Below are 225 nucleotides of genomic sequence, written 5' to 3'. Positions count from 1 at the left end.
CGCCGAGCGTGAACAGCCCGACGAAGCCGAGCGCGTAGAGCATCGGCGATTCGAAGCCGACCTGGCCGCGATAGAGCGTGCCGGTCCAGTTGAACACCTTGATGGCGGACGGTACCGCCACGATGAAGGACAGGAACGAGAACACCAGGGCGGCGAAAGGAGACATGCCCGAGGTGAACATGTGGTGGCCCCAGGTGAAGAAGCCGATCACCGCGATCGCCACCA

1 protein-coding gene is annotated in these 225 nt (G+C 63.6%); it reads right to left on the bottom strand.

Annotation, left to right across the window (positions count from 1 at the left end; translation table 11 throughout):
* On the bottom strand, positions 1–225 hold a 225-nt coding region (locus MFF64_RS37510; protein ID WP_238194164.1), incomplete at both ends, for a cbb3-type cytochrome c oxidase subunit I.

This window comes from Methylobacterium frigidaeris, from assembly GCF_022179185.1.
In the GTDB taxonomy this organism is placed as follows: Bacteria; Pseudomonadota; Alphaproteobacteria; order Rhizobiales; family Beijerinckiaceae; genus Methylobacterium; species Methylobacterium frigidaeris.
This window is presented reverse-complemented; position numbering and strand designations above follow the sequence as displayed.